The organism is Pseudomonas sp. B6002, assembly GCF_013385985.1.
Classification (GTDB): Bacteria; Pseudomonadota; Gammaproteobacteria; order Pseudomonadales; family Pseudomonadaceae; genus Aquipseudomonas.
Map to the genome: position 1 here is coordinate 17,951 of NZ_JACAOY010000008.1, position 19,841 is coordinate 37,791.

Genomic DNA, 19,841 nt, shown 5'->3' on the forward strand with positions numbered 1-19,841 from the left:
ATGCAGCTTCTGACCCTACCGCCCTCGCCCGCCCTCGCGACCTCGATCCGCGCCACGGCCCAGGTCTTCGAAGACCCCAAATCCCAGGCGCTGCTCGACCATATCCAGCAGGTGGCGCCCAGCGAAGCCAGCGTGCTGATCATCGGCGAAACCGGCACCGGTAAAGAGCTGGTGGCGCGGCATATCCACAACCTCAGCGCACGCCGTAACCGGCCGTTCGTGGCGGTGAACTGCGGCGCGTTCTCCGAATCCCTGGTGGAAGCCGAACTGTTCGGCCACGAAAAAGGTGCCTTTACCGGCGCCCTCAGCGCCAAGGCCGGCTGGTTCGAAGAGGCTGACGGCGGCACCTTGTTCCTCGATGAGATCGGCGACTTGCCCATGGCGATCCAGGTCAAGTTGCTGCGTGTCCTACAGGAACGTGAAGTCGTACGCCTGGGATCACGCAAGAGCATTCCCATTGATGTGCGCGTATTGGCCGCGACCAACGTGCAACTGGAAAAGGCCATCAACGCCGGGCACTTTCGCGAAGACCTCTACTACCGCCTCGATGTGGTCAGCCTGGAACTCAGCCCGCTGCGCGAGCGCCCCGGCGATATCCTGCCGCTGACCCGGCATTTCATCGAGGCCTACAGCCAGCGCCTGGGTTACGGCCCGATCACCATCAGCCGCGAGGCCGAGCACAAGCTCAAGAGCTACAGCTGGCCGGGCAACATCCGCGAGCTGGAAAACGTGATTCACCACACCCTGTTGATCTGCCGTAACGGCGTGATCGAACGGGATGACCTGCGCCTGTCGAACATGCGCATCGAGCGTCAGGACGACAGCCAGCACAGCGCCGACAACAGCGCCGAAGCCCTGCTGGAGCGCGCCTTTCAAAAACTCTTCGAGGAACAGGCCGGCGCCCTGCACGAAAAAGTCGAGGACGCGCTGCTACGGGCGGCCTACCGCTTCAGCCATTACAACCAGGTGCACACCGCCAACTTGCTGGGCCTGAGCCGTAACGTGACGCGCACCCGCCTGATCAAGATCGGCGAGCTGGCGGTGAACAAACGTCGCCCCGGCGAAAACGTGCAAGGCGAGCGCATGTTGCACTTATCCATTTAGGCGGCAGTGCAACGCGTTGTCATGGCTGCGCTCAAAACTGCGCAGCACCTGAAACGAACCGAAGGTCACGGCCGTGGCCTGGTGGGCGCGGATCAGGGTCCAGAAATCTTCCTCGCCCTGTTCAAAGCGCTGGAATGCCGCTTCGCCGTCCTCGCGGGACTGCCACTGCAGGTAATTGAGCACCCGCCGTCCGTCATCACTGACCTGCACGCTCGCACTCAAAAAACCGCCATGGCCCTCTGCCAGGCGCTCGCTCTGGATGGACAGGGCCGCCACCAGGGCGCCTTGTTGCTGAGGCTCGATCTGGAACTCGATCAGTTGAGTGAAACTGCGATTCTTCTCTGATACCTGCATGAACACTCCCCTCTCTCTGTAGGCAGAATCTTGCGATTCGATGCAGCGCAGGGTAAAACCTCTAGTTAAGTCAAGGTCAAGCGCTGTTTCGGAGATTGTCATGCTGAACAAAGAACTCACCGTCGGCCAGCTGGCCGCCCGCAGTGGCGTGGCGGTGACGGCGCTGCACTTCTACGAAACCAAGGGGTTGATCAAGAGCAACCGCAATGCGGGCAACCAGCGGCGTTATCCACGGGACGTGTTGCGACGGGTGGTGGTGATCAAGATCGCCCAGCGCCTGGGGATTCCGTTGGCGACGATTGGCGAGGCGTTGCAGACGCTGCCGGATGGCCGCACGCCCACCGCCCAGGATTGGGAACGGTTGTCGGCGCAGTGGCGGGAAGACCTGGATGAGCGCATCAACAAGCTGATGTTGCTACGGGACAAGCTCAATGGCTGTATTGGTTGCGGGTGCTTGTCGATGGAGGCGTGCCCGTTGCGTAACCAGGATGACCAGTTGGGTGAGCGTGGCCCGGGTGCTCAGCTATTGGAACCCACACCCGAAATCTGACCTGAAAACCCAATCCCTGTAGGAGCCCGGCTTGCCGGCGATGGCGATTTTGCGGACGCCATCGCAGGCAAGCCAGCTCCCACATTTGATCTGCGCTCGGGTCAGAAACCCGGCGCAATCTGGCCCTTGTAGCGGGTCAGGATGAACTGGCGCACTTCGTCGGAGTTCAAGGCTTTGGCCAATTTTTGGATGCGCGGGTCGTTGATGTTATCCGGCCGTGCCACCAGGTACTCCACGTACAACGACTTGCCCTTCTCCACGATCAACGCGCTGTTGGTGTCGATCCCCGCTTCCAGCGCGTAATTGGCAAACACAAACGCCAGGTCCACCTGGCTCACCGAACGGGCCAGCAAGGCGCCTTCCAGTTCACGGATCTTCAGATGTTTGGGGTTCTCTGCGATATCGCGCTGCGTGCTCAGGGTATTGCTCGGGTCCTTGAGCTTGATCAGGCCGGCTTCATCCAGCAGCACCAAGGCACGGCCGGTGTTGACCGGGTCGTTGGGGATCGACACGGTGGCGCCGTCCTTGAGCTCAGAGATGTTTTTGATGCGCGTCGAATACGCGCCAAAGGGCTCGATGTGCACGCCCACCACCGGCACCAGGTCGGTGTGGCGGGTCTTGTTGTAGTCATCGAGGAACGGGCGGTACTGGTAGTAGTTGGCATCGAGGTTCTTCAGGGCCAACTGCTGGTTGGGCTGGATGAAGTCAGTGAAGACCTTGATCTGCAGGTCCACACCTTCCTTGGCCAGCACCGGCTTCACAAACTCGAGGATTTCCGCATGGGGCACCGGGGTGGCGCCCACCACCAGTTTCTCGTTGGCAAACGCATTGAACGACAGGACAGCGGCCAAAATGGCCAGGGACTTTTTCATGAAGGCTCCGAAGGCAGTAGTTTTATAAGTTTCAACGGCGGCTGTAACGCGCCACCAAGCGATCACCGGTCATCTGCAGGGCCTGCACCAGCACCAGCAAAAGCACCACGGTGACCACCATCACGTCGGTCTGGAACCGTTGGTAGCCGTAGCGAATCGCCAGGTCACCCAGGCCTCCGCCGCCGATCACCCCGGCCATGGCGGTGTAGTCCACCAGCACAATCGAAGTCACGGTCACCGCCGCCAGCAGCCCGCCCCGGGCCTCCGGCAGCAGCGTGTGGCGGATCACCTGCCACGTACTGGCGCCCATGGACTGGGTAGCCTCCACCACACCGCGATCGACCTCACGCAGCGCGGTTTCCACCAACCGTGCAAAGAACGGTGTGCACCCCACCACCAGCGGCGGGATGGTGCCCGGCACGCCCAGGGAAGTGCCCACCAGCAAGGTGGTGAGCGGGATCAACACAATCAGCAAGATAATGAACGGCAGCGAACGCAACACGTTGACCACCACCGACAGCACGCGGTACACCCCCAGCGCTTCATGCAACTGGCGTTTACCGGTGAGGAACAACACCACGCCCAACGGCAGCCCCAGCAGCACGGTAAAACCCAGGGCGGCAGCGAGCATGCTCAGGGTTTCCAGGCACGCCTGGCCGATGTCGGCCCAGTAGATGTGTTTAAACAATTCGGCCATGGCTTATGACCAATCGTGACGCGGCGGCTTGGCGCCGTTGAGCAGCCAGTTGCCCACCACGTGGTACTTCCAGCGCACCGGGTCATGCAGGGTGTGCACCCGGGCATTGCGCCAATGGCGATCGAAGTTGTGCTTCTTCAAGGTCGAGCGAGTGCCGCCGAGTTCGAACAGCTTGTTGCTGGCCTCGATGGCGATTTCGGTGGTGAGCACCTTGGCCCGGGCCACCGCCAGGGAGGCATGGGCGACGTTGTCTTCGTCCGGTGCGGGGCGTGCCGCATCCAACGCGTAACCCGCGCGTTCCAGCAAGGCTTCAGCGGCTTCCAGGCGAATGTCGAGGGCGCCGACCTGGATGATGGTCAACGGGTCTTCGCTGGCTTTTTCCACACCGGCATCGATCCACGGTCGGGCGAACCGCTGCACGAACTGCACCGTGTCACGCAGCGCGGCGCGGGCAATACCGGCATCGATGGCGGCGGTGGTCAGCTGGGCGAAAGGGCCGGCCAATGTCGGCGAATCGTAGGATTTGTGCGTCGGGAACAGGTTGAACGCCGGCACCCGCAACTGCTCGGCCAGCACCGTGCCGCTGGAGGTGGTGCGCTGGCCCATGCTGTCCCAGTCATCCACCACCACCAGGCCCTCGGTGCCGCGCTTTACAAAGGCCAGTTGCGCGTTTTGCTGTTCATCCAGCGCCAGCACCGCCAGCCAATGGGCGTACAAAGAGCCGGTGCAATAGCCCTTGCGCCCGTTGATCACGTAGCCATCGCCTTCGCGGCGAATCGTCGCCTGGATGTCCTGCACATGTTTGCCACCGGTTTCCGACAGCGCATTGGCAAACCGATGGCCTTGCAGCGCCAGACCGAAGAAATGCGCCTGCTGTTCAGGCGTGCCTTGCAGGCGGATGTCTTCCAGCAGGCAGTAATGGTTCTGCGGGATCTGCCCCAGCGAGGGGTCAGCCGCCGAGATAATCGCAATCACCTGGGCCAGTACTGCGTAAGACACCTGCGCCCCACCAAAATCACGCGGCACACTGATGCCCCACAGGCCGCTGTTGGAATACAGGTCGACCACTTCGGCGGGCACGTGGCGCGTGCGGTCGCGCTCGGCGTCCTGCTCCAGCAATACCGCGGCAACGCGGTGGGCAACGGCAAGGGCGTGGGCTTCGTCGCGAATGATTTCGGCATCGGGGGTGTGGATCGGGTAATCGGCAGATACAGGCAGTACAGGCATACAACGCTCTCGGGCGAATGGTTTGCCTGAGCTATTGCAGCTTCTGTGCCGAGCCCGGAAACAGGCACTTTGGCCCTGAAAACGCGGGCAACACCCGCTGATGGCGCAGCAATCTGCCCGTTCGCTGTTGCCTGGCGAACACCTCGTCGGCTGGCCGCAGCCCGCGCGACACGTGGCCTATAGTTAAACGGCCGTGACTCCCCCACCTCAAACAAGGAGAACGCCATGAGCGTCAAACCCATCCCCGAAGGTTTTCACAGCCTCACGCCTTACCTGGGCGTCGACAAGGCTGCCGAAGCCATAGAGTTCTACAAGAAAGCCTTCAATGCCACCCAAGTCATGCGCCTGGACATGCCCGACGGCAAGGTCGGCCACGCTGAACTGCGTATTGGCGACTCGCCGATCATGCTCGGCTCGCCCTGCGACGAAAGCCCCTTCGGCAGCCCGCGGGACGGCCATACCAGTGTGGGCCTGCATTTGTATGTGGCGGATGTCGACGCCCAGTACAGACAAGCCATCGCCGCCGGTGGCACGCCGATCTCCGAGCCCAAGGACCAGTTCTACGGCGACCGCTCCGGCACGCTGAAGGATCCCTTCGGCCACGTGTGGTTCCTGGCCACCCACAAGGAGGACCTGACCGAAGCGCAGATCCGCCAGCGAGCCATGGAGATGTTCCAGCAAAGCTGACAAGCCATACCCCCTGTAGGAGCTGGCTTGCCAGCGATGCAGTCAACTCGGTGCATCAGACACACCCCGCTGATGCCATCGCAGGCAAGCCAGCTCCCACAGGGGTGGGTGTTTGTCAGATGGATTACCGCAGCTACACACTTCATGAACAACCCCTCCACGCTTTCCCCCTTGCCCCAAAGGCTGCGTGATTTCAGGATGCAGGCAATCATCACAAGGAGTCATTCCATGTTTGCCGGATTCCAAAAAGACAGCTGCCACGTCAACGGCGTGGACATCAGCTACCGCAAAGGCGGTACAGGTCCCGGTCTGCTCCTGCTGCACGGGCACCCGCAAACCCACGTCATCTGGCACAAAGTCGCCGAACAACTGGCCGAGCACTTCACCGTGGTGGCCGCCGACCTGCGCGGGTACGGCGACAGCAGCAAGCCGCCGGCCAACGAGCGTCACACTAACTATTCAAAACGCGAAATGGCCCGCGACGGTGTCGAGCTGATGAGCGCCCTGGGGTTTGACACGTTCTCGGTGCTGGCCCATGACCGCGGCGCCCGCGTCGCCCATCGCCTGGCCCTGGACCATCCGGCCAGCGTGCAACGCATGGTGTTGCTGGACATCGCCCCCACCCTGTCGATGTACGCCCAGACCGACGAAGCCTTCGCCCGCGCCTACTGGCACTGGTTCTTCCTGATCCGCCCGGCGCCGTTGCCGGAAGCCTTGATCGAGAGCAACCCCGAGCTGTACCTGCGCAGCGTGATGGGCAGCCGCAGCGCCGGGCTCAAGCCGTTCACCGACGAAGCCTTCGCCGAATACCTGCGCTGCCTGAAACTGCCGGGCAGCGCCACCGGCATCTGCGAGGACTACCGGGCTGCCGCCGGTATTGACCTTGAACACGACCAGGCGGACATCGACGCCGGCCATCACCTGAACCTGCCCGTGCTGGTGATGTGGGGCGCCGAGGGCACGGTCGGGCGCTGTTTCGAGCCACTCAAGGAGTGGCAGAAAGTCGCCACCGACGTGCGTGGCAAGGCCTTGCCGGCCGGCCACTACATTGCCGAAGAAGCCCCCGAGCTGTTGCTGGGCGAAGTCCTGGCCTTCCTCCGATGATGCTGTAACCCCGTGACCTGATGAACCCGCCTCGCAGGCTGCTGTTGGCCTGCGACGGGTTCGCTTTGCCCAAAAAACGATTGAGATAATAACAATGACACTCAAAAAACTGCTGGGAACCCTGTACGTGCAGGTGCTCATCGCTATCGCGCTGGGTGTGTTGATCGGCCATGTGTGGCCGCAAATCGGCGTCGACCTCAAACCCTTGGGCGACGGTTTCATCAAGCTGATCAAGATGATCATCGGCCCGATCATCTTCTGCACGGTGGTGTCCGGCATCACCAGCATGCATGACGTGAAGCAGGTGGGCCGGGTCGGCGGCAAGGCGCTGCTGTACTTCGAGGTGGTGTCGACCATCGCCCTGTTGATCGGCATCCTCGCCGCGCACCTGCTGCACCCGGGCGTGGGCTTCAATATCGATGTGAAGACCCTCGACAGCTCGGCCATCGCCGGCTTTGTCGGCCAGGCCGAACACGGCGAAGGCGTCACCGGGTTCCTGCTGCATGTGATCCCCACGACGTTTTTCGATGCATTCTCCAAGGGTGAAATCCTGCCGGTGCTGTTCGTCTCCGTGCTGTTTGGCGTGGGCCTGGTGATGGTCGGCGAAAAGGGCCGGCCGCTGGTGGGTGTGATCAATCAGGCCAGCGAGGTGTTCTTCCGCATCGTCGGCATCATCAGCCGCGTTGCGCCCATCGGTGCCTTTGGCGCGATTGCCTTCACCATCGGCAAGTACGGCGTGGGTTCGTTGCTGCCGCTGTTGAAGCTGGTGGGCACGTTCTACATCACAGCGTTCTTTTTTATTGCGGTGGTGCTGGGCAGCATCGCCCGCTACGCCGGCTTCAGCATTTTCAAGTTGATGGGCTATATAAAGTCGGAGCTGTTGATCGTATTGGGCACCAGTTCTTCCGAATCGGCGTTGCCGCAGCTGATCCAGAAACTCGAAAGCCTGGGCGCGTCCAAGGGCGTGGTGGGTATCGTGGTGCCGACCGGTTATACCTTTAACCTGGACGGCACCAACATCTATATGACCCTGGCGGTGCTGTTCCTGGCCCAGGCGACCAATATCCACTTGCCGCTTGAGCAGCAATTGACCCTGCTGGCGGTGGCCATGTTGACGTCCAAGGGCGCCGGGGCGGTGGTCGGTGCAGGGTTTGTGGCCTTGGCAGCAAGCCTAGCCGTGGTGCCGACGGTGCCGGTGGCGGCGATGGTGCTGATCCTCGGTGTGGACCGCTTCATGGCCGAATGCCGCTCGCTGACCAACATCATCGGCAATGCCGTGGCCGCGCTGGTGGTCGCCGCGTGGGAAGGTGAACTGGACCGCGAGAAAATGGCACCGATCGCCCTCAAGCGCGGCCGCCATGCCCGGGCGGCTGCCCAGGCCAAAATCGCGGCCGAATAACCGAAGACCGCCCGGTGTGCCGGAAGGCACACCGATCCGGTGCTATTCTGGCGGCTCATGCCGCCAGCCTCGTTTCTGATGACTCATAAGAAAGATACCGTGCCCCTACCCGAAGACCTGCGGGTGTTCCTGACCGTGATCCGCAAGGCCGGCTTCGCTGCCGCCGCCGATGAGCTGGGGCTGTCGCCGGCGTATGTCAGCAAGCGCATCCAGATCCTCGAAACCACCCTGGCCACCCGCCTGCTGCACCGTACCAGCCGACGCATAGCCCTGACCGAAGACGGCGAACGGGTGCAGCGCTGGGCGGTGCGTATCCTGGAAGACTTCCAGCAACTGTCCGATGAACTCTCCGACGCCCATGACAGCCCGCGTGGGCACTTGCACCTGTGCAGCAGCTTCGGCTTTGGCCGCAACCACGTGGCCCCGGCCCTGTCATTGCTGGCCGAGCAGTACCCGGACCTGGAAATTCGCCTGGACCTGTTCGACCGCGTGGTGGACATCGTCAGCGAAGGGTTCGACCTGGAGATCCGCGTGGGCGACGACATCCCCGGGCAACACATCGGCCGGCGCCTGGTGAGCAACCGCCGCGTGCTGTGCGCCGCGCCGGCCTATCTGCAGCGCAAGGGCACGCCGCAACAATTGAGCGACCTGGAGCAGCACGACTGCCTGGTGCTCAAGGAGCGCGATAACGCGTTTGGCATCTGGAACCTTGAGAACAACGGCACGCCTGAAAGTGTGCGCGTGCGCGGGCCGCTGTCATCGAACAATGGCGAGATCGTGTTGCAGTGGGCATTGGACGGGCGCGGTGTATTGCTGCGCTCGATGTGGGATGTGAAGCCGCTGTTGGAGCAAGGCAAGCTGGTGCAGGTGCTGCACGACTACACCCAAAGTGCCAACGTGTGGGCGGTGTACCCGACACGGTTGGCGTATTCAGGGAAGCTGCGGGCGTGTGTGGAGTTTTTGCAGGAGCACTTCAAGGGTCTATCAATATAGAGATTTAAACCCGATCAACTGTGGGAGCTGGCTTGCCTGCGATGGCGGTGTATCAGTGAAAGATGAGTAAGCTGACCCGCCGTTTTCGCAGGCAAGCCAGCTCCCACATTTGGACCGAGGTGTGTCAGTTGAGCCAGGGGTTGGCTTGCAGGTGTTGGCGTTCAAAAGCTTTGATCTGCTCGCTGCGCTGCAAGGTACTACCGATAGCGTCCAGGCCAAGCAACAGCGCCGTCTTGCGCAAGGTGTCGATCTGGAACGGAATCACCTGGCCGTCAGCCAAATGAATGGCCTGGGCCTCCAGGTCCACGCTGATCTGCGCCTGCTCGGGTTGGCTCACGACCTGCCCCAGCTTCTGCAACACCGCCTCCTCCAGCGTGATCAACAACACCCCATTACGCTGGCAGTTGTCATAGAAAATCCCGGCAAAACTGCTGCCGATCAGCGCGCGAATCCCGGTCTGCTTCAACCCCCACACTGCGTGTTCACGGCTGGAGCCGCAGCCAAAATTCGGCCCCACCACCATGAAGCTCGCGCCTTGCCAGGCCGGTTGGTTCAGCACGAATGCGGGGTTGGGCTCGCCGGAAGGCAAGAAGCGCAGGTCAAAAAACAAACCACGATCCAGCCCACTGCGGTCGATGCCCTTGAGAAACTGCTTGGGCATGATCACGTCGGTGTCGATATTCGCCGCCAGCATCGGCGCGGCTTTGCCGGTGATTCGGGTAAACGGTTGCAGGCTCATGCGCGGTCTCCAAAGTGGCGAATATCGGTGAGGCGGCCGGTGATCGCTGCGGCAGCGACCATCGCCGGGCTCATCAGGTGGGTACGCGCCCCCGCGCCCTGGCGGCCTTCGAAATTGCGGTTGGTGCTGGAGGCGCAGCGGTCGCCTGGGGCCAATACATCGTCGTTCATCGCCAGGCACATCGAGCAGCCAGATTGGCGCCATTCGAAACCGGCGTCGATAAAGATCGCTGCCAAGCCTTCGGCCTCGGCCTGGTCGCGCACTTCGGTGGAGCCCGGCACGATCATCGCCCGCACATGGTCGGCCACGTGCTTGCCGCGCACCACGCTCGCAGCGTCGCGCAGGTCTTCGATACGGGCGTTGGTGCACGAGCCGATAAACGCATGGCTGATGACGATGTCGCTCAGCGGCATGCCGGCTTCCAGGCCCATATAGTTGAGGGCGCGGCGCATGTCCTGGCGCAGGATCAGGTCGCTGACGTCCTGCGGGTCCGGGACGCGGGCGCCAATCGGCGCAGCCTGGTCGGGGCTGGTGCCCCAGGTGACCATGGGTTCCAAAGTGCCGGCGTCCAGATGGACTTCCTGGTCGAACACCGCGTCGGCGTCCGAATGCAGTTGGCGCCAGCCCACCAGCGCCTGTTCCCACAGCTCGCCCTTTGGCGCGCGCGGCTTGCCCTTGAGGTAGGCGAAGACTTTTTCGTCCGGCGCCATGAACGCACCGCGCGCCCCGGCTTCCACCGCCATGTTACAGATGGTCATGCGCGCCTCGACGCTCAACGCGTCGATGGTGGCGCCGCGAAACTCGATGGCATAGCCCGTGGCACCGGAGGCACCGATCTTGCCGATCAGCGCCATGATCACGTCCTTGGAGGTCAAGCCCTTGGCCAACGCCCCATCGACCGTCACGCGCATGGTTTTAAGGCGCTTGTAGACCAGCGTCTGCGAGGCCAGCAGGTGCTCGATTTCCGAGGTGCCGATGCCGAAGCCAAAAGCACCCAGGGCGCCGTAGGTGGTGGTGTGGCTGTCACCGGCGGCAATCACCATGCCCGGCAGGATAAAACCCTGTTCCGGGGCAATCACGTGCTCGATGCCTTGGCGCTTGTCGAGGATGTCCAGCAGTTCGATGCCGAAATCCCGGCAGTTCTCCGCCAGATACGACACCTGCCGCGCGCCGCCCGCGTCTGGCATAGCCGCAATGCGCTGGGGTGTGGTGGGATTCACATGGTCAACCACCGCCAGCGCCGTGCCGGGGCGCCATACGTCACGGCCAGCCTCGCGCAGGCCGCTGAACGCCTGGGGGCTGGTGTATTCGTTGATCACCTGGCGATCGATGTACAGCAGGACATGGCCCTGATCATCCAGGGGGCACACCGTGTGGGAATCGATGTGTTTGTCGTAGAGGGTTCTGGCAGGCATTTTTTCTAGGCTCATTTTTGTAGGCGCTCACACAACGGTATGCGCCCATCCTACCCAGCCGCCCCGCCCCATCAATGGCGCCTGGGTGATGGCTTGGAACATGTTTCGTGTTCGATCCCGGCGGCAAACCACGCTGAATGTGAGCCTGAAACAATTTCTTTCATATCCGGCTTAGGGATTTGCCCTTCTCATCCGTCTTAACTTAGATACAGCCCGTCGCGTCAGCAAAAGCTACGACCGGCCTTTTCCGGGCCTTCTTTGCCCCCCTCCGATCAAGACCCTCATTCACATGTCGAAGAAGTCACGCTCAAAACTCTGGTTTCTCGTACACAGTTGGCTGGCATTGCCCATCTGGTTCTTTGTACTGATCGTCTGCATCACCGGCACCCTGGCCGTGGTCAGCCAGGAGATTGTCTGGCTGGCCAACCCGGACATCCGCGCCAGCAAGCCGTCGGATGACGCCGAGCCGCTGAGTTACGACCAGGTGATCAGCGCGATCAAGCGCGCCGAACCGCAGGTGATCGTGCAGTCGATCATTCGCCCGGATGAAACCCATTTCGCCCTCAGCGTCGACCTCAGCTACCCCGACGGGCGCTCCGTGGAGGTCTACGTCAACCCGTACACCGGCGCAATCCAGGGCGTGAGCCCGTCATTCAACTTCAAGCAATTCACCCGCGCCCTGCACGGTTGGTGGCTGGTGCCGTTCACCAATGGCTACAGCTGGGGCTGGTATTTGGTGTCGTTCCTTGGCCTGCCGTTGCTGGCGTCGCTGGTCACCGGGCTGGTGGTGTACAAGCGCTTCTGGAAAGGCTTCCTGCGCCCTACCCTGCGCATCCGCCATGGCGCGCGGATCTTCTGGGGTGACTTCCACCGCTTGAGCGGGATCTGGTCGATCTGGTTTATCGCAGTCATTTCCATCACCGGCACCTGGTTCCTGATCCAGGCAATCCTGGGCGACAACCAGATCTCCATCTCCAGCGAGCCCATCGTGCCAGTGATCGCCCGGGAGAAAGTACCGATGTCCGCCCCCGGCGTGCCTTCACCGATGATTCCCCTGGACGAAGCCATCGAAATTGCCAGCCAGCGTATTCCGGGGCTGGAAACCAGCTTTGTGGTCTTGCCACTCAATGCCTACAGCCATCTGCAGATCGGCGGCCGGGGCTGGTACCCGTTGATGTACCAGACCGCACAGATAAACCCCTATAACGGCGAAGTGGCGGTGTCGCACCTGCTGTCCAACCGCTCGACGCTGGAATTTGTCACCGAGTCCATGCGCCCGCTGCACACCGGCGACTTCGGCGGTTTGTGGGTCAAGCTGATCTGGGCTTTCTTCGGCCTGCTGTTAAGCATGATGGTACTGAGCGGCTTGCTGATCTGGACCAAGCGCACGGCCCTGGCCACCCTCAACGCGCTCAAGCGCAGTGCCAAAGCCCCGCGCCAGGCAGCTCCTATACCGGCCATGAGCATTGAAACCACGGAGGGCAACCGATGAGCAAGGTCGCCGCTGCTGTACCCCCTTCGCCACTGCGGGCCTTTTGGCTGAAATGGCGCTTCCATATCAATGTGCTGCTGTTGTTGGTACCGCTGGGCTTCATGCCCAAATACTTTGCCGACGCTGCGTTGTTCCGAGGCGACACCGGCATCGGCGAACGGGTGGCCGGTGAAGTGCAGGTCGGGCCCTGGAGCCTGACCCTCGCCGAATTTCGCAATGAAGGCCCGCGCCCCGACCCGGCCGGCCCGATGAAGTTTTTCAACGCCGCCCTGTGCGCCTCCTGCGCCGAACAGGTCAAGGCCACTTACCTGCGCATCGGCAAGCCGCGCAGCCTGCGGGCAGCCGGGGTGATCTTCTTTGGCACGCCGTACCGCATGGGCGCGATGTTGCCAGTGCCGGAGCGCACCCCGGCCGACGCCGAACTGTGGGTCACCATGGAAGGCTGGGACGGCACGATGCACCAGGGTTCCATCCCGCTGAGCCAGGCCTCGCCTGCCACTGTTGCCTGGCTGAACAAGCAAGGAGTCAAACCATGACGTTGAAGCGCCTATCCCGTGTATTGCTAATGCTGTGCGCCGGGTTCAGTACCGTGGCCCTGGCCCACAACCCGATGTGCGAGTGCAAGGAAATTGCCGGTGAGCAGATCCAGTGCACCGGCGGCTTCTCCGACGGCAGCGGCGCGCCCGGCGTGACCCTGGACGTGATCGGCTACGACGAAACCGTCCTGTTGCCGGGCAAGCTCGGCCAGGACTCGACCCTGACCTTCAAGAAGCCCTCGGCCGAGTTCTACGTGCTGTTCGACGCCGGCCCCGGCCACGTCGTTGAGATCGACCAAGCGGATATCCAGCCGCAATGAGTACCACACAGGTTGTACGCCCCGCCGGGGCCGGCCACGAAACCCTCTATGTGCTGCTGTTGTGCCTGATCATCCTCGCCGTGGCCGGTTCGGTGATTGCCCTGCATGGCGAAAGCCAGGAAGTCGCCGCCGTGCCCAGCCACCAGTTGGACGCGCGCCGCGACCTGAGCGCAGCCGAACAAGGGATCTACGCCGACCTGCGGGTGACCCTGGACGAGATTCAACTGCTGCAACAGGAGCAAAGCGCCCTGCCGACGCCGCAGCAATTGGCCGAAGAAGGGTTTGCGCCCTTTGCACAGGACGCCAGTTCGGTCAGCCGTGGCGATCATCGCTGGCAACTGCTTGCGCCGTCGGCTTACCTGGGCTTGAGCCAGGCGCCCGCCACCAGCGGCTCGCTACTGATGCGCGTGCACGATGGCGAGCCGGATGTGTGGCTCAACCGCCAGGCCAACCTCGCGCCCCCTTCCGACCTGACCGACCCGGCGCTGATCGCGGCCGGCTGGAAGCAGGTGGTCACGCAATTCGATGCCGGCGTGACCCGCCAGCACCGTCACTGAACGAGAAGACCGAGTGCCCATGTCCATTTCATCCCCGTTGTTGCGTCTGTTGCTGGTCGGCCTTATCAGCCTGATGCTCACCCCCCTGGCGAACGCCGAGGCGGCCAAGCGCCTGCGAATCGGCATCACCCTGCACCCTTATTACAGCTACGTGGCCAATATCGTCGGCGACAAGGCCGACGTGGTGCCGTTGATCCCGGCCGGCTTCAACCCCCATGCCTACGAACCGCGCGCCGAAGACATCAAGCGCATCGGCACCCTGGACGTGATCGTGCTAAACGGCGTCGGCCATGACGACTTCGCCGACCGCATGATCGCCACCAGCGAGCGTCCGGACATCCCGGTGATCGAAGCCAACGCCAACGTGCCGTTGCTGGCGGCCACCGGTAACGCGGCGCGTGGCGCAGGCAAGGTGGTCAACCCGCACACCTTTTTGTCGATCAGTGCCTCGATTGCCCAGGTGAACAACATCGCCCGCGAACTGGGCAAGCTCGACCCGGACAACGCCAAGACCTACACCCAGAACGCCCGCGCCTACGGCAAACGCCTGCGCCAGATGCGCGCCGATGCACTGGCCAAGTTGACCAGCGCGCCGAACCCGGACCTGCGTGTGGCCACCGTGCACGCGGCCTACGATTACCTGCTGCGCGAGTTTGGCCTGGAAGTGACGGCCGTGGTCGAACCGGCCCACGGCATCGAGCCCAGCCCCAGCCAGCTGAAAAAGACCATCGACGAACTGCGCGCCCTGGATGTGAAGGTGATCTTCTCGGAGATGGATTTCCCGTCCACCTATGTCGACACCATCCAGCGTGAGTCGGGGGTCAAGCTGTACCCGCTTTCGCATATCTCCTACGGCGAATACACCCCTGAAAAGTACGAAGTGGAGATGACCGGCAACCTCAACACGGTGGTGCGGGCCATCCAGGAGTCAGGCTCATGACCGCGGCCGAACACCTGAGCGTGGCCAGCGTTGGCCCGACCCTCGACTTCGACGCGGTGTCGCTGACCCTGGGCCGCACCACCATCCTGGACGGCGTGAAATTCCAGGTACAGCCCGGCAGCATCCATGCGTTGGTGGGCCCGAACGGCGGCGGCAAAAGCTCGCTGATCAAGACCCTGCTGGGGCAGACGCCGCATCAGGGCCAACTGCGCCTGCACTGGCCGACTACGCCCGGCACCATCGGCTACGTGCCCCAGGCGCTGGAGTTTGACCGGGGCCTACCCATGACCGTCGACGACTTCATGGCCGCCATGTGCCAGCGCCGCCCGGCATTTCTCGGGCTATCGCGGCACTACGCCGGGGCGATTGGCGATGCGCTGGAGCGTGTCGGCATGCAGGACAAGCGCAAACGCCGCATGGGCGCGCTGTCTGGCGGTGAACGCCAGCGCGTGCTGCTGGCCCAGGGCTTGATCCCGGCGCCGCAACTGCTGGTACTGGATGAGCCGATGTCGGCACTCGACGAGGCAGGGATCCAGGTGTTCGAACGCCTGCTCAATGACTGGCGCCTGGCCGGCATCACCGTGTTGTGGATCGAGCATGACCTGGAAGCCGTGGGCCGCCTGGCCGATCGCGTCACCGGCCTGAACCGTCGCGTGCTGTTCGACGCTACGCCGAAGGAAGCGTTGACCCCGGACCGCCTGCTGACCCTGTTCTCCACCCACCCTCGGAGCCCGGTGCAATGAGTTATGAAGCGTTTCGCCTGATGGTCCAGGGCTGGGCTTCTTCCGGATACCTGCCGGAAGCGCTGGCCTATGGTTTTGTGGTCAACGCCCTGCTCGCCGGCCTGCTGATCGGCCCGGTACTGGGCGGCCTGGGTACGTTGGTGGTGGTCAAGCGCTTTGCGTTTTTCTCCGAAGCGGTCGGCCACGCGGCACTCACCGGCGTGGCCGTCGGCATCCTGCTGGGTGAACCCTACACCGGGCCCTATGGCGCCCTGTTCGGGTACTGCCTGCTGTTCGGCATCCTGCTCAACTACCTGCGCAACCGCACCGGGTTGGCGCCCGACACCTTGATCGGCGTGTTCCTCTCGGTGTCCCTGGCCCTGGGCGCCAGCCTGCTGCTGATCCTGGCGGGCAAGATCAACGTGCATATTCTGGAGAACGTACTGTTCGGTTCGGTGTTGACGGTGAATGGCAACGATCTGCTGGTGCTGGCGGTTGTTGGCTCGCTGGTCATGGCGTTGGCGTTGCCGCTGTACAACCGCATCATGCTTGCCAGCTTCAATCCGCAACTGGCGGCGGTGCGCGGGGTGGCAGTGAAAACCCTGGATTATCTGTTTGTGATCCTGGTGACGTTGATCACCGTGGCGGCGGTCAAGGTCATCGGCGCGATCCTGGTGGGCGCCCTGCTGGTCATCCCCGCCGCCGCCGCGCGCCTGCTGAGCCAGTCGCTCAAGGGTTTCTTCTGGATCTCGGTGATCATTGCCACGGTCAGCACGCTGTGCGGGATCCTGCTGCCGATCATCTTCGACCTGCCCATCCCGTCCGGTGCCGCGATCATCCTCGTGGCCGGTATCGCCTTCGCCTTTGCCGCCATTGCGCGCGGCACCGTGCCCAGCCTCAAAGGGAATCTTGGATAATGCGCTCCATTCTTCATCCTATGGCCCTGGCCATCGCTTGTTTGTTCACCACGCCACTGATGGCGGCTGAGGCGGCCAAACCGGTTGCCCAAGCGGCAAAACCCGTCAAGGTACTGGCCTCGTTGCCTATCACCTATGGCCTGGCTGAAGTGCTGCTCAAAGGCACCGCCGTACAGCTCGAACGCGCCGCCCCGGCCAACCTGCCCGGTTCGCGGCAAGTGTCCTATTTCACCGGCCGTGGCGCACCGGCGCTGAGCAAGCTGGCGCAGGACGCCGACGCCGCCATTGGCTTGCGTTCGCTGTGGGCGGATGACCCGCTGTACCCGGTGGCGCGGCGCAGCAATATCCGCATCGTCGAAGTGGATGCCGCACGCCCGGTGGACGGCGGTTTGCCGGGCATTGCCGTGCAACCCGGCAGCACCGATGGCCTGAACAGCCAGCCGTGGCAATCGAGCAACAACCTGGGGCGTATGGCCGACGTGCTCGCCGCCGACCTCAGCCGCCTGGCGCCCGACGCCAAGCCCACGATCGACGCCAACCTCGCCGCCCTCAAGCAACGCCTGCTCAAGCTCACCGCAGACAGCGAAGCGCGGCTGGCCAAGGCGGACAACCTCACGGTGGTCAGTTTGAGCGATCATTTCGCCTACCTGGTCAGCAGCCTGAACCTGGAATTAGTGAGCACAGATGCACGGCCGGACGCCGACTGGACGCCCGAGGCCTTGCAAAAGCTCAGTGCCGAATTGAAGGAGAACGACGTGGCGGTGGTGTTGCACCATCGACAGCCGAGTGAGGCGGTGAAGGCGGCCATCGAGGCAGGCGGCTCGCAATTACTGGTCTTGAACGTAGACGGCGCAGACCCGGTGGAGGAACTCACCACCAACACCGACTCACTGATCAAAGCCCTGACACCTTAACCTTGTAGGAGCCGGCTTGCCGGCGATGGCGTCCCTAACATCGCCGCCAAATCTGAAGGCCTCATCGCCGGCAAGCCGGCTCCTACAGGGAATGTGGCGTGATTAAGCGACGTCGACACCGACGTGGATGGCGTCATGCCGCCAGAACTCCAGATCGCAGTCGATCAAGCGCTGATGCTGATCGTAATTGACCCGGGCAATGCGCAAGCCCGGGCTGCCCACCGACACGCGCAACGCGGCGGCGGCTTCCACGGGCAGAGACGTCGGCACAATTTCAAAACGCACCCGCCCGTAGTGCAAGTCATATTGACGGGCATAGAGTTCGGTCATCGACTGATTCAGGTCGCACTCCAGAATCCCCGGAAAATACTGCGGGTTGAGGTAGTGCTCCACATACAGCACTAAACGCCCATCAATGCGCCGGCCCCGGCACACCTGGATCACGCTGGACAATGCCGGCAACTGCAACCACGCACACACCGCTGCCGACGCCGGCTGCAGCCGCGCGGAAATCACCTCGGTGGACGGCACCCGCCCCTGGTCGCTGACCATCGCGTGAAAGTGGCTGCGCTGCATCAGGTTATAGGCCAGCCGGGGTGGCGAGACAAACCAGCCGCGGCGCTCCTCGCGATAGATCTGCCCCTGGGCCTCCAGCTGTAACAAGGCTTCCCGCACCGTAATGCGAGTGGTACCAAACAACTCGCTGAGCTTTCGCTCGGCGGGCAATTTACTCGCAGGCGGCAACAGGCCATGGTCGATCTGCTCTTGCAGCGCCAGGCCGATGGATGTCACCGCCTTGATTGCCTCATCACGCATCAATGTTACCTATCTGGACTAGACCAGCACCGCTTCGGTGCACAAACCGCGCTCTATCAGGGCTTGAGCTGTTGCCTGCCAGCCTAGGCATTACAGATGACCGACAGATGACAGCCCCTCTCACGCCCCTGCCCCACACTCTGCAATACATCGGCCAAGTCGAGTGCCTGCGGGCATTTGGGCATGGTCTACGCTAACTCTGCGACGAGCGACATCCGCGATTTAAAAACGACATCGACATGAAACTGTCATCAGGCACGCCTAGATTGGCTCAGGTATTGCTGACCTAGACCAACACCACCGCAAACGTCGACAAAAACGCAGCGTTGAAAACGCCCAAAGGAGCTTCGGATGAAACAGCTTTTCCTGGCATCACTGTTAGGCTCGACCATTGCCATGTGCACCGCCGCCATGGCTGCTGATACCGATTTGAAAACCCTGGAAGCTGCCGCGAAAGCGGAAGGCGCCGTCAACAGCGTCGGCATGCCCGATGACTGGGCCAACTGGAAAGGCACCTGGGAAGACCTGGCCAAGACCTACGGCCTCAAGCACATCGACACCGACATGAGTTCGGCCCAGGAAATCGCCAAGTTCAAGGCTGAAAAAGACAACGCCAGCGCCGACATCGGCGACGTGGGCGCAGCGTTCGGTCCGATTGCGGTGAAGCAAGATGTGACCCAGCCGTACAAACCGTCCACCTGGGCCCAGGTGCCGGATTGGGCAAAAGACAAGGACGGTCACTGGGCGCTGGCCTACACCGGCACCATCGCCTTTATCGTCAACAAGAAGCTGCTGCACGGTTCGGAAGTGCCCACCAGCTGGGCTGACCTGCAAAAAGGCAAATACAAGGTCTCAATCGGTGACGTGAGCACCGCGGCCCAGGCGGCCAACGGCGTACTGGCCGCCGCCATCGCCAATAAAGGCGACGAAAAGAACATCGCCCCAGGCCTGCAGTTCTTCACCAAGATCGCCCAGCAAGGCCGTCTCTCGCTGTCCAACCCGACCATCGCCACCATGGAAAAAGGCGAAGTCGAAGTGGGCGTGGTCTGGGACTTCAACGGCCTGAGCTACAAGGCCAAGATGGCCAACCCGGATGACTACGTGGTGCTGATCCCATCGGACGGTTCGGTGAAGTCCGGCTACACCACCATCATCAACAAATACGCCAAGCACCCGAACGCCGCCAAGCTGACCCGCGAATACATCTTCAGTGATGCCGGCCAACTCAACCTGGCCAAGGGCAATGCGCGTCCTATCCGTGCTGAAACCGACCTGAAACTGCCGGCCGATATCGCCAAGAACCTGATCCCGGGCGAGCAGTACACCAAGGCCAATCCGCAGCCGATCAAGGATGCCGATGCCTGGGAAGCGACTTCCAAGAAGCTGCCTCAGCTGTGGAACGAGCAAGTCATCGTAGAAATGAAGTAATCAGGCTCACTGCCTGAAATGCGGCCGGTGTGGGAGCTGGCTTGCCTGCGATAGCGGT

The 19,841-nt window shown here is 62.4% G+C and carries 22 protein-coding genes; 15 read left to right on the plus strand and 7 right to left on the minus strand.

Annotated features, from left to right (window positions below):
• Complete coding sequence (locus tag HX792_RS12465; protein WP_176996398.1) at positions 1-1,104, plus strand: sigma-54-dependent Fis family transcriptional regulator; 1,104 nt, start codon at positions 1-3, stop codon at positions 1,102-1,104.
• Here the strand turns inward: HX792_RS12465 and HX792_RS12470 are convergent.
• A complete protein-coding gene (locus tag HX792_RS12470) occupies positions 1,093-1,458 on the minus strand; it encodes an antibiotic biosynthesis monooxygenase (protein ID WP_176996399.1) in 366 nt (121 codons plus the stop codon). The two genes, HX792_RS12465 and HX792_RS12470, sit on opposite strands and share 12 nt — an antisense overlap.
• 100 nt (positions 1,459-1,558) lie before the next feature.
• Between HX792_RS12470 and soxR the strand changes: the two genes are divergently transcribed.
• A complete protein-coding gene (soxR, locus tag HX792_RS12475; RefSeq protein ID WP_176996400.1) occupies positions 1,559-2,008 on the plus strand; it encodes a redox-sensitive transcriptional activator SoxR in 450 nt (149 codons plus the stop codon).
• A 101-nt stretch (positions 2,009-2,109) separates the two neighbouring features.
• On the opposite strand, the gene HX792_RS12480 is transcribed toward soxR, so the two are convergent.
• From HX792_RS12480 to HX792_RS12490, 3 genes are read right to left on the minus strand one after another with little or no spacing between them, the layout of a single operon-like run.
• Entirely contained in the window at positions 2,110-2,880 is a 771-nt protein-coding gene (locus tag HX792_RS12480) for a MetQ/NlpA family ABC transporter substrate-binding protein (RefSeq protein WP_176996401.1), read from the minus strand.
• Positions 2,881-2,911: 31 nt separating this feature from the next.
• A complete protein-coding gene (locus tag HX792_RS12485; RefSeq protein WP_176996402.1) occupies positions 2,912-3,577 on the minus strand; it encodes a methionine ABC transporter permease in 666 nt (221 codons plus the stop codon).
• Positions 3,578-3,580: 3 nt separating this feature from the next.
• Positions 3,581-4,804 carry an SfnB family sulfur acquisition oxidoreductase gene (locus HX792_RS12490; RefSeq protein WP_176996403.1) on the minus strand — a complete coding sequence of 408 codons (1,224 nt, stop codon included), beginning with the start codon at positions 4,802-4,804 and terminating at the stop codon, positions 3,581-3,583.
• 225 nt (positions 4,805-5,029) lie between these two features.
• On the opposite strand from HX792_RS12490, the gene HX792_RS12495 reads away from it, so the two are divergent.
• From HX792_RS12495 to HX792_RS12510, 4 genes are all read left to right on the plus strand, one after another.
• On the plus strand, positions 5,030-5,491 hold the full coding sequence (locus HX792_RS12495) for a VOC family protein (protein ID WP_176996404.1): 462 nt from the start codon (positions 5,030-5,032) through the stop codon (positions 5,489-5,491).
• Positions 5,492-5,719: 228 nt separating this feature from the next.
• Positions 5,720-6,595 carry an alpha/beta fold hydrolase gene (locus HX792_RS12500; protein WP_176996405.1) on the plus strand — a complete coding sequence of 292 codons (876 nt, stop codon included), beginning with the start codon at positions 5,720-5,722 and terminating at the stop codon, positions 6,593-6,595.
• A 94-nt stretch (positions 6,596-6,689) separates the two neighbouring features.
• Positions 6,690-7,994, plus strand: coding sequence for a dicarboxylate/amino acid:cation symporter (locus HX792_RS12505; RefSeq protein WP_176996406.1), 1,305 nt, complete (start codon positions 6,690-6,692; stop codon positions 7,992-7,994).
• A gap of 78 nt (positions 7,995-8,072) precedes the next feature.
• Positions 8,073-8,987, plus strand: coding sequence for a LysR substrate-binding domain-containing protein (locus HX792_RS12510; protein WP_218172654.1), 915 nt, complete (start codon positions 8,073-8,075; stop codon positions 8,985-8,987).
• 124 nt (positions 8,988-9,111) lie between these two features.
• Here the strand turns inward: HX792_RS12510 and leuD are convergent, their stop codons facing one another.
• Positions 9,112-9,726 carry a 3-isopropylmalate dehydratase small subunit gene (gene leuD / locus HX792_RS12515; RefSeq protein ID WP_176996408.1) on the minus strand — a complete coding sequence of 205 codons (615 nt, stop codon included), beginning with the start codon at positions 9,724-9,726 and terminating at the stop codon, positions 9,112-9,114.
• Entirely contained in the window at positions 9,723-11,141 is a 1,419-nt protein-coding gene (leuC, locus tag HX792_RS12520; protein ID WP_176996409.1) for a 3-isopropylmalate dehydratase large subunit, read from the minus strand. The genes leuD and leuC overlap by 4 nt, the downstream gene beginning before the upstream one ends.
• 289 nt (positions 11,142-11,430) lie before the next feature.
• Here leuC and HX792_RS12525 point away from each other — a divergent pair, with 289 nt between their 5' ends.
• Genes HX792_RS12525 through HX792_RS12560 form a run of 8 tightly spaced genes read left to right on the plus strand, consistent with a single transcriptional unit; the run spans position 11,431 to position 17,539 of the window.
• A complete protein-coding gene (locus HX792_RS12525; protein WP_176996410.1) occupies positions 11,431-12,633 on the plus strand; it encodes a PepSY domain-containing protein in 1,203 nt (400 codons plus the stop codon).
• On the plus strand, positions 12,630-13,169 hold the full coding sequence (locus tag HX792_RS12530; protein WP_176996411.1) for a thiamine pyrophosphate-binding protein: 540 nt from the start codon (positions 12,630-12,632) through the stop codon (positions 13,167-13,169). The genes HX792_RS12525 and HX792_RS12530 overlap by 4 nt, the downstream gene beginning before the upstream one ends.
• Entirely contained in the window at positions 13,166-13,489 is a 324-nt protein-coding gene (locus HX792_RS12535) for a hypothetical protein (protein WP_176996412.1), read from the plus strand. Before HX792_RS12530 ends, HX792_RS12535 begins: the two co-directional genes overlap by 4 nt.
• Positions 13,486-14,046 carry a DUF6162 family protein gene (locus HX792_RS12540; protein WP_176996413.1) on the plus strand — a complete coding sequence of 187 codons (561 nt, stop codon included), beginning with the start codon at positions 13,486-13,488 and terminating at the stop codon, positions 14,044-14,046. Before HX792_RS12535 ends, HX792_RS12540 begins: the two co-directional genes overlap by 4 nt.
• Positions 14,047-14,065: 19 nt before the next feature.
• Positions 14,066-14,986 (plus strand): metal ABC transporter substrate-binding protein, encoded by a 921-nt coding sequence (locus HX792_RS12545; protein WP_176996414.1) that lies wholly within the window; start codon positions 14,066-14,068, stop codon positions 14,984-14,986.
• The gene (locus HX792_RS12550; RefSeq protein WP_176996415.1) at positions 14,983-15,729 is read left to right on the plus strand and encodes a metal ABC transporter ATP-binding protein; all 747 of its coding nucleotides are present in this window, start codon (positions 14,983-14,985) and stop codon (positions 15,727-15,729) included. The genes HX792_RS12545 and HX792_RS12550 overlap by 4 nt, the downstream gene beginning before the upstream one ends.
• The gene (locus tag HX792_RS12555) at positions 15,726-16,625 is read left to right on the plus strand and encodes a metal ABC transporter permease (protein WP_176996416.1); all 900 of its coding nucleotides are present in this window, start codon (positions 15,726-15,728) and stop codon (positions 16,623-16,625) included. The genes HX792_RS12550 and HX792_RS12555 overlap by 4 nt, the downstream gene beginning before the upstream one ends.
• Positions 16,625-17,539, plus strand: coding sequence for a metal ABC transporter solute-binding protein, Zn/Mn family (locus tag HX792_RS12560; protein WP_176996417.1), 915 nt, complete (start codon positions 16,625-16,627; stop codon positions 17,537-17,539). Before HX792_RS12555 ends, HX792_RS12560 begins: the two co-directional genes overlap by 1 nt.
• 102 nt (positions 17,540-17,641) lie before the next feature.
• On the opposite strand, the gene HX792_RS12565 is transcribed toward HX792_RS12560, so the two are convergent.
• Positions 17,642-18,355: a UTRA domain-containing protein gene (locus HX792_RS12565; RefSeq protein WP_176996418.1), complete on the minus strand. Its 714-nt coding sequence runs from the start codon at positions 18,353-18,355 to the stop codon at positions 17,642-17,644.
• Positions 18,356-18,706: 351 nt separating this feature from the next.
• Between HX792_RS12565 and HX792_RS12570 the strand changes: the two genes are divergently transcribed.
• Entirely contained in the window at positions 18,707-19,783 is a 1,077-nt protein-coding gene (locus HX792_RS12570; RefSeq protein WP_071496158.1) for an ABC transporter substrate-binding protein, read from the plus strand.
• The last annotated feature ends 58 nt before the right edge of the window (positions 19,784-19,841 follow it).

Coding starts and splice junctions, on each gene's coding strand:
- HX792_RS12465 (WP_176996398.1), top strand. CDS start 1: ATGCAGCTTCTGACCCTACCGCCCTCGCCCGCCCTCGCGACCTCGATC.
- HX792_RS12470 (WP_176996399.1), bottom strand. CDS start 1,458: ATGCAGGTATCAGAGAAGAATCGCAGTTTCACTCAACTGATCGAGTTC.
- soxR (WP_176996400.1), top strand. CDS start 1,559: ATGCTGAACAAAGAACTCACCGTCGGCCAGCTGGCCGCCCGCAGTGGC.
- HX792_RS12480 (WP_176996401.1), bottom strand. CDS start 2,880: ATGAAAAAGTCCCTGGCCATTTTGGCCGCTGTCCTGTCGTTCAATGCG.
- HX792_RS12485 (WP_176996402.1), bottom strand. CDS start 3,577: ATGGCCGAATTGTTTAAACACATCTACTGGGCCGACATCGGCCAGGCG.
- HX792_RS12490 (WP_176996403.1), bottom strand. CDS start 4,804: ATGCCTGTACTGCCTGTATCTGCCGATTACCCGATCCACACCCCCGAT.
- HX792_RS12495 (WP_176996404.1), top strand. CDS start 5,030: ATGAGCGTCAAACCCATCCCCGAAGGTTTTCACAGCCTCACGCCTTAC.
- HX792_RS12500 (WP_176996405.1), top strand. CDS start 5,720: ATGTTTGCCGGATTCCAAAAAGACAGCTGCCACGTCAACGGCGTGGAC.
- HX792_RS12505 (WP_176996406.1), top strand. CDS start 6,690: ATGACACTCAAAAAACTGCTGGGAACCCTGTACGTGCAGGTGCTCATC.
- HX792_RS12510 (WP_218172654.1), top strand. CDS start 8,073: ATGACTCATAAGAAAGATACCGTGCCCCTACCCGAAGACCTGCGGGTG.
- leuD (WP_176996408.1), bottom strand. CDS start 9,726: ATGAGCCTGCAACCGTTTACCCGAATCACCGGCAAAGCCGCGCCGATG.
- leuC (WP_176996409.1), bottom strand. CDS start 11,141: ATGCCTGCCAGAACCCTCTACGACAAACACATCGATTCCCACACGGTG.
- HX792_RS12525 (WP_176996410.1), top strand. CDS start 11,431: ATGTCGAAGAAGTCACGCTCAAAACTCTGGTTTCTCGTACACAGTTGG.
- HX792_RS12530 (WP_176996411.1), top strand. CDS start 12,630: ATGAGCAAGGTCGCCGCTGCTGTACCCCCTTCGCCACTGCGGGCCTTT.
- HX792_RS12535 (WP_176996412.1), top strand. CDS start 13,166: ATGACGTTGAAGCGCCTATCCCGTGTATTGCTAATGCTGTGCGCCGGG.
- HX792_RS12540 (WP_176996413.1), top strand. CDS start 13,486: ATGAGTACCACACAGGTTGTACGCCCCGCCGGGGCCGGCCACGAAACC.
- HX792_RS12545 (WP_176996414.1), top strand. CDS start 14,066: ATGTCCATTTCATCCCCGTTGTTGCGTCTGTTGCTGGTCGGCCTTATC.
- HX792_RS12550 (WP_176996415.1), top strand. CDS start 14,983: ATGACCGCGGCCGAACACCTGAGCGTGGCCAGCGTTGGCCCGACCCTC.
- HX792_RS12555 (WP_176996416.1), top strand. CDS start 15,726: ATGAGTTATGAAGCGTTTCGCCTGATGGTCCAGGGCTGGGCTTCTTCC.
- HX792_RS12560 (WP_176996417.1), top strand. CDS start 16,625: ATGCGCTCCATTCTTCATCCTATGGCCCTGGCCATCGCTTGTTTGTTC.
- HX792_RS12565 (WP_176996418.1), bottom strand. CDS start 18,355: ATGCGTGATGAGGCAATCAAGGCGGTGACATCCATCGGCCTGGCGCTG.
- HX792_RS12570 (WP_071496158.1), top strand. CDS start 18,707: ATGAAACAGCTTTTCCTGGCATCACTGTTAGGCTCGACCATTGCCATG.